The following is a 10673-nucleotide window of genomic DNA, read 5'->3' as shown; positions in this document are numbered from 1 at the left end:
ATGCCGGCCTTCTTCGTGGCGGCGATGATGGCCTTGGCGTTGCGGGTCTGCTCGTCGTTGAGGTCGATGCGGGACTGGTCGCCCTGCACGCCGTGGGGGATCAGCTTGGCCTTGTCCACGGCCGGCTTGTCGGCCTGGACGACGGCGACGGGGCTGGTGTCGATGGTGGGGGTGTCGCCGAGGTGCAGGGGGCCGGCGGCGAGGCCACCGGCGAAGGCGAGACCGGCGATACCGAGGACACTCTTACGCAGGATCGTGGTCATGGGGAAGCTCCTTCGGGGGTTGACACCCACCGGGCGCCCGTGGGGACAGGCGGCGGGGGATGCGGGCACCACGTCGGGGCGCTCATGGGGGAAAGTCCGAGGGGGTTCCGGTCGGGGCCTGCCGCTGACGCGGTGGCCGCACGGGCCGGAGTCAGATACAACGACCGGGGTCCCGGGGTCATTCCCGGCGGGTGGCCGGGCCGGCTGGTGGGGTCGTGCACCGGGTGTAACGACCGGCGGTGGCCAGTCATTCCGGTGGGGGCGCGCCGGAGGCGTAACGACCGGCAGTGGTCGGTCATTCCGCGTCGCGGTGGTGGGTCATTCTGCCGGAGGTGGCTGCATCGGGCCCGGTGGCGGGGCTGCCGCTGCGGCCGTCCACCGGGTGTAACGCATCCGGGCCGGCCGGGATTCCGTCAGGCGGCTCACGGCCGTCACCTCTGTCCGTTTTCCGGACCGCCAGATTCGGACATTCTTCGCCGCCGGGCCGCCGGGCCGCCGGGCCGCCGGGCCGCCGGGCCGCCGGGCCGCCGGGCCGCCGGGCCGCCCTTATGCCTGTGCTGGGTGCAGCGTCCCCTGCATCATGTTGCGCGGAAAGCTATATGCCTGTGCGTCATGAATATGCCTCACAGGCATAGCGGAGCCCGAGGAGTTGCCCGTCCCGTGGACCGTTTTCAGCCGCCCAGTGGAATGCTTGCTTTTACCAGCCGAGAATCCTGTTCGTCCCTTTTAATTTGAGGCGGGTGGCCGGTACCCGGCCGGGCGTAGGCGTGTGCATGATGATCGTCGGGCGATATGGCGGGTCCGTCCCTGCTGTCGACACGCCACCGCCCCTGCACCACCCACACCGGGTGCACCGGGCCGCGCGTGACGTGGACCGAACCGACCCGTATGTCGGTCGACGAAGGACCGACGGGGGAGTCGAGCAGTGCTCTGGCCCGGGTTCTGCCGACGGCAGATCCGCTGCCGGTGAACAGGGTGCCGCATCGGTGCCCCCGACCGGCAGGGTGGGACGGATGAGACTGCTGATGCTGGGCGGCACCGGGTTCGTCGGGTCCGCCATCGTGACCGAAGGGGTACGCCGGGGCTGGACGGTGACGATGTTCAACCGGGGGATACACGGGGGCACCCCGCCGGGCGTACACCGGTTGCGGGGTGATCGGACCGCGCCGGGCGGGCTGGCCGAACTGGCCGGCGGCGGGTGGGACGTGGTGGTCGACACCTGGGACGGCGCACCCCGCGCGGTACGCGACGCCGCCACGCTGCTGCACTGTGCCGGGCACTACGCCTACGTCTCCAGCGGCTCCGTCTACGCCCCGCCTGTGCGCCCCGGGGTCGGTGAGGAATCGGCGGTGGTGGCGTCGGCGGCCGACGACACCGGCGACGACGACTACGCCCGGTGCAAGGCCGGTGGGGAACTGGCCGCGACCGAGGTGTTCGGGGAACGCGCCCTGCTGGTGCGGGCCGGGCTGATCCTCGGGCCGGGGGAGGACATCGGGCGGCTGCCGTGGTGGCTGCGCCGGGTGGCCCGGGGCGGTGACGTCCTCGCACCCGGCCCGGCCGACCTGCCGGTGCAGTACGTCGACGTCCGGGACCTCGCGGCCTTCACGCTCGACCGGGCCGCCGAGGGCGTGGGCGGCGCGTTCAACGTGATCAGCCGCCCGGGGCACACCACCATGGGCGAACTGCTCACCGAGGCGGTGGCGACGACCGGGGCCGACGCCCGACTGCGGTGGACCGACCCCGAGGTGCTGCTCGCCGCCGGGATCGAACCGTGGAACGACCTGCCGATCTGGATTCCCCCGGGCCACGAGTACCGCTGGTTGCAGGAGCGTGGCGTCGAGAAGGCGTACGCGGCGGGACTGACCTGCCGTCCGGTGGCCGAGACGGTCGGTGACACCTGGCGCTGGCTGGACCGGGTGGGGTCGGTCCCGCCCCGCGCGGGGCGGCCGGCGCGGGCGACCGTCGGCCTCGACCCGGCCCGGGAAGCCGCCCTGCTCACCGCGCACCATCCAGCCTGACCCGGACCGCGCGAGGCGAGCGCGGTACAGGCCGGGCGGCGGGGGTTCAGCCGGGTGCCACCGCAACGTCCAACACCTCGTCCACGCTTCGCCTCGGTGTCGCCACCCCCGGCTGGCCGTACCCGATCCGCATCACCATCTGCGGCGTGCCGAAACGACCCAGCGACAGCCGCAGCGCCTCCCGCGCCCCCGACACCTCGATCGGCTGCGACAGCATCGACACCGCGAGCCCCGCGTCGGTGGCGGTCAGCAGCACCCGCTGCAACGCCTGCCCGGCCAGCACCTGGTCGACGACCGTGTTGCCGGCCGCGCCGAGCACCGCCACCAGCGGTTCCGGCTCGAAGTCGCGGCCGGGGGCGCGGTCCAGGCCGCCGAAGCCCCGCGACGGCAGCAGGTCCTGCGGTTCGCTCTGCGGACCACCGGCGCGGGCCGGCACCCCGTCGGGGGCGGGTTCGGTACGCACCCAGTCGGCGCGTTCGGCCCGGTAGGCGGGGTCGCGTTCGAGCACCCGGTGGGCGCTGCGGGCGATCTCGGCGAAGGCGTTGACGGCGCTCACCCCGATCACCAGTTCCAGCCAGCACTGTTCGGCGCGGGCCGCCTCGCCGAGCCGCCAGCGGGCCTCGGCGGGCACCGGGTCGGGCCAGAACGGCGCCCGGTTGCTGAACCGGCGGCCGATGGCCGCGTACAGACCCTGCTCGGTCGGGGTGGGACGGCGCGGCAGCTCCGGGACCAGCCGGGCCAGCACGTCCGGGTCAGCCGGGTACGGTCGCAGCCGTACGGTCGCCGGGGTGCCCGCCACCGCCAACGACAACCGCAGGTTGAACAGGGCCGCCCCGCCGGAGATCCGGGTGCCCCAACCGCTCGGGTCGGTGGCCGGCAGCCGGCGGGCTGGGTCGACCGACACCTCGATTCCGCCGTCGCGCAGTCGGAACCGCCACGGCTGGGTGTTGTGCAGGGAGGGCGCGCGGACGGCGTCCGCGACGGCGGCCCGCAGTTGCGTCTCGGTGTACCCGGTGCCCATGGTCGTGCTCCTTCCGTGGCGGTTCGTGCCGCTCCACCCCGAGCGGGGAACGTGTCGCCCCGGCCGGCCGACGCCGCCCCGGTTCCCGGTGGTGGTTCCCCTCCACGGTCCGTCACCGGCAGGTGGGCCGGGCAGGGCCGGACGTCCCGACCCACCGGGCCGCCCTTCCCACTGGCGGAGCGCCCCGTGCCCGACCCGCCAGGCCGGCCCAGTCGGCGTGACACCCGAGGAAGGACGGTGCGACGTGCCAGGTTAGGGACCTTCGGCCCGTGCACGAGCGCGTCCGGGCGGGTAGAAACGAGGGATGATCCGGGTGTTCCTCCTCGACGACCACGAAGTCGTCCGCCGTGGCCTGGCCGACCTGTTGCAGAGCAGCGGCGACATCGAAGTGGTCGGCGAGTCCGGCTCCGCCCAGGAGGCGTCCCGACGGATTCCCGCCCTCCGCCCCGACGTGGCGATCCTCGACGCCCGGCTGCCCGACGGCAACGGCATCGACGTGTGCCGGGACGTCCGGGCGGTCGACTCGTCGATCAAGGGACTGATCCTCACCTCGTACGAGGACGACGAGGCGTTGTTCGCCGCGATCATGGCGGGTGCGGCGGGTTACGTCCTCAAGCAGATCCGGGGCACCGACCTGGTCGACGCGGTGCGCAGGGTCGCGGCCGGGCAGTCGCTGCTCGACCCGGCGATCACCACCCGGGTGCTGGAGCGCATCCGCAGCGGCGTCGAGCAGCCGCGCGAGCTGAAGAGCCTCACCGAGCAGGAACGCCGCATCCTGGAGTACGTCGCCGAGGGGCTGACCAACCGGGAGATCGCCGGCAAGATGTTCCTCGCCGAGAAGACCGTGAAGAACTACGTCTCCAGTGTGCTGGCCAAGCTGGGCCTGGAGCGCCGCACCCAGGCCGCCGTGCTCGCCACCCGCCTGCTCGGCCAACGCCCCTGACCCACCCCAGCGCCGGCCGACATCCTGACCCACCGTCCGCCAGGTCCGAACGAGCCGACCACGCGCTGAGCCGGACACCGGCCGCACGCTGAGCCCGAGCCGGTCGCACCGTCCCGGCTGAGCCCGAATCGGCCGGTGGCCCGGGTCAGTCGCGCAGCGGAACCGACCAGTAGAGCTGGGTGCCGTGCGGCTCGACCCGGCGCACCTCGAACTCGCCGCCGTGACGTTCGGCGCGTTCGCGCAGGTTCACCAGGCCACCCCGCGCGGCGGCCGGGTCACAGCCCACCCCGTCGTCGGTGACCGTCACGGTGACCCGGCCGGCGTCGACCCGGACGGCGACGGCGACCCGGTTGGCCCCGGCGTGGCGTACCGCGTTGGACAGCGCCTCACGGAGCACGGCGGTGAGGTCGGGGCGGACCGGATCCGGCACGGCGCTGTCGATGGGCCCGTCCAACTCGACGGCGGGCCGGAAACCGAGCGACCCGGCGGCCACGTCGACCGCCTCCCGGATCTCGGTACGCAGCGCCGCGCTCATCGGGGTACGCAGCTCGAAGATGGTGCGGCGGATGTCCCGGATGGTGGCGTCGAGGTCGTCGACGGCCGCGTTGATCCGCTTGGCGACGTCGGGGCGGGCGTGCATCGCGCCGCTCTGCAGTTGCAGGCCGGTGGCGAACAGCCGCTGGATCACCACGTCGTGCAGGTCCCGGGCGATGCGTTCGCGGTCCTCCAGGACCACCAGCAGTTCCCGTTCCTCCTGGCCCCGGGCCCGCTCCATGGCCAGGGCGGCCTGGCCGGCGAAGCTGGCCAGCAGGGTGACGTCGGCGTCGGCGGCCCGGCCGGCGTCGGGCCGGTGGGCCACCACCAGCACCCCGTGCAGAGTGTCGGCGGCGGCGAGCGGGGAGACCACCGCCGGGCCGGCGACCACCGGCACCGGCCAGGGTGCCGCCTCGGCCAGGTTGTCGAGCAGCTCGCGGCGACGCTCGGTGACCGAGCCGGCGAAGCTGGTCTCGCTGGCCGGCAGCAGCGCGCCGACCAGCCCGTCGGCGTCACCGTCGGCGGAGTCGACCACCTCGACGGTGAACTGCCCGGCGTCCTCGTCGTAGAGCAGCACCAGCGCCAGCTCCGCCTCGGCGACCTCGCGGGCCCGGCGGGCCACCAGGGTCAACGCGTCGGTCCGGCGTACCTCGCCGAGCAGCACCGAGGTGATCTCGGCGGTCGCGGCCAGCCAGCGTTCCCGACGGTGGGCCAGCGCATAGAGTCGGGCGTTCTCGATGGCCACCCCGGCGGCGGCGGCCAGCGCCACGACGATCTCCTCGTCGTCCTCGGTGAACTCCGCGGCGCCCTGCTTCTCGGCCAGGTAGAGGTTGCCGAAGACCTGCTCGCGGATGCGCACCGGCACGCCGAGGAAGCTGTGCATCGGCGGGTGGTTCGGCGGGAAGCCGTACGACTGGGGGTGCTGGGTGATGTCGGGCATGCGGACCGGGCGGGGCTCGTCGATGAGCAGGCCGAGCACCCCCCGCCCGTGCGGCAGGTCACCGATCTTCGCGTGCAGCTCGGCGTCGATGCCGTGGGTGATGAAGTCGTGCAACAGCCGGTCGGGACCGATCACGCCGAGCGCGCCGTAACGCGCACCGACCAGCTCGCAGGCCGCCTGCACGATCCGTCGCAGGGTGCTGCGCAGGTCGAGGTCGGTGCCGATGCCGACCACCGCGTCGAGTAGCGCCCGCAGCCGCTCCCGGCTGGTCACCACGTCGCCGACCCGGTCGAGCATCTCCTGGAGCAGCTCGTCGAGGCGGACCCGGGACAACGGGCTCAGCCCCAACGAGGGGACCGGATGTTCGTTGCGGGAAGCAGGGGTGCTGGCGGCCACGCGGGCGAGTTTAGCGCCCGGTGACCGCCCGGCACGAGATCGTCAGGACCGCTGGTCGCGTACCGCGGAGGTGTCGACCACCTGCGCGGCCGGCAGCCGCGGGGTGTGCGGCGGGCCGGCGTGCGCCGGGTCCGCGAGCCCGATCCGCAGCACCAGGTACGGGTAGCCGAGCCCACTGAGCAGTTGCCGCAGCTTCTGCCGGGTGCCGGGCACCTCGACCACGCCGGACAGCGGCACCACCGACACCCCGTGCCGGGTGGCGGTCAGCCACAGCGCGGAGAGTGCCTCACCGGCCCCCAGCCAGCTGTCCGGTTCGTCCTCGTCGCCGTAGAGCAGCCCGTACACGGCGGCCTTGTCGTGCCCCGGCCCCACCGGGAGGTTGCCGGGGCTGCCGAAGTCGCGGGCCGGGACGGTGGTCTGCGGCTGGTCCTGCGGCAGCACCTCCGGCGGCAGTCCGGTGCCGGTGTCGGCCCGGTGGGTCCAGTACTGCAACTCCTCGCGGGTCTGCGGGTCCTCCGCCTCCACGGTGCCGGCGTGCGAGGCGGTGGCGGCCAGCTCCATCACCTGGTCGGCGTCGAGGATCTGCAACCGGGCACCCTCGTCGTCCGCCGCGCGGGTGATGTCGTCGACCACCTCGGCGGGCACCGGCTCGTCGCTGACCGGCCGGCGGTCGGTGTGCCGGACCTGCATGCACTGCACCAGCCGCATCGCGTCCGGGTCGGCCCCGGCAGGGGTCAGGCCGGTCAACAGGGCCAGCAGGTCCGGTTGCTGCGGGTCGGGCAGCCGCTCGACCACCGCCGTCCAGCCTTCGGCCGCCAACGCCACCCGGGCGTGGTGCAGGGCCGCGCCGCAGCTGAGCGCCAGCAGGCGGCCCTCCGGGTCGGCGGCGGTGAGCTGCCGGTCCCGGACCACCCGCAGTTCCAGGGCGTCCGGCAGGACCCGCCAGCGCCACGGCTGGGTGTTGTGCACCGACGGGGCGTGGCCGGCCGTCGCGGCTGCCTCCGCGAGCGCGGTGGTCAGCGGGCGGTCCGTCGCGGGCGTCTGGTGGCTCATCGGCACGACCTTTCCGTTTCTCCCATCGTGCCCCACCCGGTCGGTCCACGGGTGGGGATACCGTCCCATCCTGCCCCGTCCGCCCCGGTACGGACACGGCGGCAGGTCCCACCCGGACGGGCACTTCGGCCTGTCGTTTTCCCGTTCGGCGCCACTGACGCGGTGCCGTTGGGACGATCCGCAGGTGGGCACGGAACAGCGGGAGTGCGTTCCGGGGCGACCGGTCGGCCGGCGTCGGGCGCGTTGGCGTGAGTGGACGCCGCTGACCCTGCTCGCCGGGGCGGTGCTGGTCGGGGCGGTCCTGTGGGCGGCCGGCCGGCGGGGAACGGCCGACGTGGTCTGGGCGGCGTCGACCCTGGTGGCGTTGGTGCCGGCGGTCTGGGCGGTGCTGCGTCAGCTGTGGCGGCGGCGGTTCGGGGTGGACGTGATCGCGGTGCTGGCGTTGGCCGGTGCGCTGCTCGTCGGGGAGTACCTGGCCGGTGCGGTGATCGCGGTGATGGTGGCGACGGGGCGGGCGCTGGAGGCGTACGCGCAGGGGCGGGCGACCCGCGACCTGCGTGCCCTGCTGGAGCGGGCACCCCGGCGGGCACGGCGGCGTACCCCCGACGGGGGCATCGAGGTGATCGGGCTGGACCGGGTCGCGGTGGGTGACCAGCTGCTGGTCGGGCCGGGGGACGTGGTGCCGGTCGACGGTGTGTTGACGGCCCCGGCGACGCTGGACGAGTCGGTGGTGACCGGGGAGTCGCAACTGGTGGGCCGGGCCGCCGGGGAACAGGTGCCCAGCGGGGTCGTCAACGCCGGTGCCGCCGTGGGTCTGCGGGCCACCCGGGACGCGGCGGGCAGCACCTACGCGGGGATCGTCCGGCTGGCGCGGGAGGCGACCGCCCACCGGGCCCCGACGGTACGGCTCGCCGACCGGTACGCGGCGGCGTTCGTCCCGTTCACTTTGGCGCTGGCCGCGGTGGCCGGGGTGTGGTCGGGGGAGTTCGTCCGGGCGGTCGCGGTGCTGGTGGTGGCGACGCCGTGCCCGCTGCTGCTGGCCACCCCGATCGCGATCGTCTCCGGGTTGTCGCGGGTGGCCCGGCGGGGTGTCCTGGTGCGCGACGGTGGTTCGCTGGAGCTGCTCGGCCGGGCCCGTACCCTGCTGCTCGACAAGACGGGCACGCTGACGGCGGGCCGGCCCTGGGCGGCGGAGACGGTGGTCGCTCCCGGCGGCGACCGGGACGAGGTGCTGCGGCTGGCCGCGTCGGTGGAGCAGCTGTCCCCGCACGTGCTGGCCGTGGCGCTGGTGCGGCAGGCCCGCCAGCGGGGGCTGGTGTTGGCCACGCCGACGGAGGTGACCGAGGAGCCGGGGCGCGGGGTGAGCGGCCGGGTCGACGGCCGGCTGGTGCGGGTCGGGCAGCTCGGCGGTGACCTACCCGACTGGGCGGAGCTGGCCCGGGACCGGGCCGAGTTGGCCGGCTGGTCGACGGTGTGGGTGAGCGGTGACCAGGGCCCGCTCGGCGCGATCCTGCTGGCGGACCCGGTCCGTCCCGATGCCCGCCGGACGGTACGCCGGCTGCGGGAGGCCGGGTTGTCCCGGTTGCTGCTGCTCACCGGGGACCGGCCGCGTACCGCCGAGCAGGTGGCCCGGCTGGTGGGGGTGGACGAGGTGCTGGCCCGCTGCTCGCCGCAGGAGAAGGTGGACCGGGTCCGGCGGGAGTCGCGGCGGGCGGTGACCGTGATGGTGGGTGACGGGGTGAACGACGCGCCCGCGTTGGCGGCGGCGCACGTCGGGGTGGCGATGGGGGCGACCGGGGCGACCGGGGCGACCGCGTCGGCGGACGTCGCCGACGCGGTGATCACCGTGGACCGGCTGGACCGGCTCGCCGACGCCGTCGAGATCGCCCGCCACGCCCGCCGGATCGCGGTGCAGAGCGCCGCCGTCGGGATGGGGTTGGCGGTGCTCGCGATGCTGGTGGCCGCCGCCGGTCGGCTGCCGCCGGTGGCGGGCGCCTTCCTCCAGGAGGGCATCGACGTGCTGGTCATCCTCAACGCGTTGCGGGCGTTGCGTGGCGGGCTGCGCCGCCGGGACGTGCCGCCGACCACCCGTGCCCTGCTCGACCGGTACGCCGGCCAGCATGCCGGCGTACGCGACGTGCTCGCCCGGGTACGTGACACCGCCGACCTGGTGGCGACCCGGCCGACCGCCGAGGGGTGCCTGCCGGCGCTGCGCGACACGCACCGGCGGCTGACCGACGAGGTGCTGCCGCACGCCGACGCCGAGGAGCGGCAGCTCTATCCGGCGTTGGCCGGCCCGCTGGGCGGCGACGAGGCGACGGCCACGATGAGTCGGGAACACGTGGAGATCCACGGGCTGGTGGACCGGATCGGCGGTCACCTGGCCCGGGCCGACGGGCGGTTGCACCCCGACCAGGTGCCCGACCTGCTCGCCAGCCTCTACGGACTGGACGCCGTGCTGCGCCTGCACCTGGCCGGGGAAGAGGAGGACTACCTTTCCCTCGATCCCGCCCCGCCCACCCCCGGGTCCTGATCCACTCGCCGGCTCAATCCGTGCCGCCCCGGTCGGGGTGGTCAGCGTTCGCGGACGACCGCTACCGGGCAGTGCGCGTGCTGGATGAGCTGCTGGCCGACCGAGCCGAGCAGCATCCCGCGCAGCCCGCCCCGTCCCCTGCTGCCGACCACCACGAGCTGCGCGTCCCGGCTCGCCTCGACGAGCGCGGCGGCCGGCCGGGCCGGTGCGATCTCCACCGTGACCGGCACCTGCGGGAAGGTCTCCCGCCACCCGGCGAGGGCCTGGTCGATCTCGGCCCGGTCCGCCGCGAGCCGGGCCTCGGCGTCCGGGTCGGAGGGCCGCCAGCGGTCGTCCGGCGGTTCGAAGGCCCGCAGCACCCGCAGCGGGGCGTCGCGTTGCGCGGCCCGTTCCACGGCGAACCCGAGCGCGGTGCCGGCCTGATCGGAGCCGTCGTAGCCGACCACCACCGGCCCGTCGACCTTGGCCTGCGCCTCCCGCACCACCACCACGGGGCAGTGCGCGTGGGCGGCCACCGACACCGCCGTGGAGCCGGCGAGCAGACCGGTGAAGCCGCCGTGGCCCCGGCTGCCGAGCACCAGCAGCCCGGCCTCGGCGGAGCGTTCCTCCAGCACCAGCGCGGGCGGGCCGTCGAAGACCTCGCCGTGCACGGTGACGCCGGGCCAGGCGGCGGTGGCGTCCGCGGCGGCCTTGTGCACCAGTTCCTCGACCTGCCGTCGGGCGTCGTCGTCCGGCCAGACCCCGGGGGCCACCCCCGGGCCGACCCAGCCGGCGACGGTCATCCACTCGAAGACGTACGCCAGCCGGACCGGGCGTCCGCTGCGCCGCGCCTCGGCCAGCGCCCAGTCCACGGCGACGCCCGCGTCGGCGGAACCGTCGTAGCCGACCAGGATCTCGTCGGAGTTCATCGTCTCGTCCTTTCCTGGCTGGTGGGGCGTGGTGGGCCGGCCGGTGACCGGCCCACCACGGACC

General features: G+C 74.7%; 7 protein-coding genes and 1 pseudogene. 3 read left to right on the top strand and 5 right to left on the bottom strand.

The window, feature by feature from the left end; translation table 11 throughout:
* Window positions 1–263 (bottom strand): annotated as a pseudogene (locus tag AB0B63_RS26750) (hypothetical protein); the annotation flags it as partial.
* Between the two features lie 1013 nt (window positions 264–1276).
* On the opposite strand from AB0B63_RS26750, the gene AB0B63_RS26745 reads away from it, so the two are divergent.
* Window positions 1277–2281: an NAD-dependent epimerase/dehydratase family protein gene (locus tag AB0B63_RS26745; RefSeq protein WP_357023523.1), complete on the top strand. Its 1005-nt coding sequence runs from the start codon at window positions 1277–1279 to the stop codon at window positions 2279–2281.
* Between the two features lie 46 nt (window positions 2282–2327).
* Here AB0B63_RS26745 and AB0B63_RS26740 read toward each other — a convergent pair whose 3' ends face one another.
* Complete coding sequence (locus AB0B63_RS26740; RefSeq protein ID WP_357023520.1) at window positions 2328–3302, bottom strand: nitroreductase; 975 nt, start codon at window positions 3300–3302, stop codon at window positions 2328–2330.
* 304 nt (window positions 3303–3606) lie between these two features.
* Between AB0B63_RS26740 and AB0B63_RS26735 the strand changes: the two genes are divergently transcribed.
* Complete coding sequence (locus tag AB0B63_RS26735) at window positions 3607–4245, top strand: response regulator transcription factor (protein ID WP_208569920.1); 639 nt, start codon at window positions 3607–3609, stop codon at window positions 4243–4245.
* Window positions 4246–4390: 145 nt separating this feature from the next.
* Here AB0B63_RS26735 and AB0B63_RS26730 read toward each other — a convergent pair whose 3' ends face one another.
* Window positions 4391–6061: a GAF domain-containing sensor histidine kinase gene (locus AB0B63_RS26730; RefSeq protein WP_208569929.1), complete on the bottom strand. Its 1671-nt coding sequence runs from the start codon at window positions 6059–6061 to the stop codon at window positions 4391–4393.
* 96 nt (window positions 6062–6157) lie between these two features.
* The gene (locus tag AB0B63_RS26725; RefSeq protein WP_357023518.1) at window positions 6158–7237 is read right to left on the bottom strand and encodes a nitroreductase family protein; all 1080 of its coding nucleotides are present in this window, start codon (window positions 7235–7237) and stop codon (window positions 6158–6160) included.
* 115 nt (window positions 7238–7352) lie between these two features.
* Here AB0B63_RS26725 and AB0B63_RS26720 point away from each other — a divergent pair, with 115 nt between their 5' ends.
* The gene (locus AB0B63_RS26720; RefSeq protein WP_357023515.1) at window positions 7353–9701 is read left to right on the top strand and encodes a heavy metal translocating P-type ATPase; all 2349 of its coding nucleotides are present in this window, start codon (window positions 7353–7355) and stop codon (window positions 9699–9701) included.
* A 41-nt stretch (window positions 9702–9742) separates the two neighbouring features.
* Here AB0B63_RS26720 and AB0B63_RS26715 read toward each other — a convergent pair whose 3' ends face one another.
* Window positions 9743–10609, bottom strand: coding sequence for a universal stress protein (locus AB0B63_RS26715; protein WP_208569917.1), 867 nt, complete (start codon window positions 10607–10609; stop codon window positions 9743–9745).
* Between the last annotated feature and the right edge of the window lie 64 nt (window positions 10610–10673).

Origin of the sequence: Micromonospora sp. NPDC049081, assembly GCF_040648835.1 — a bacterium.
GTDB lineage: Bacteria > Actinomycetota > Actinomycetes > Mycobacteriales > Micromonosporaceae > Micromonospora > Micromonospora antibiotica.
Note: the sequence above shows the minus strand (reverse complement) of the source record. Positions and strands in the feature narration are given on the sequence as shown.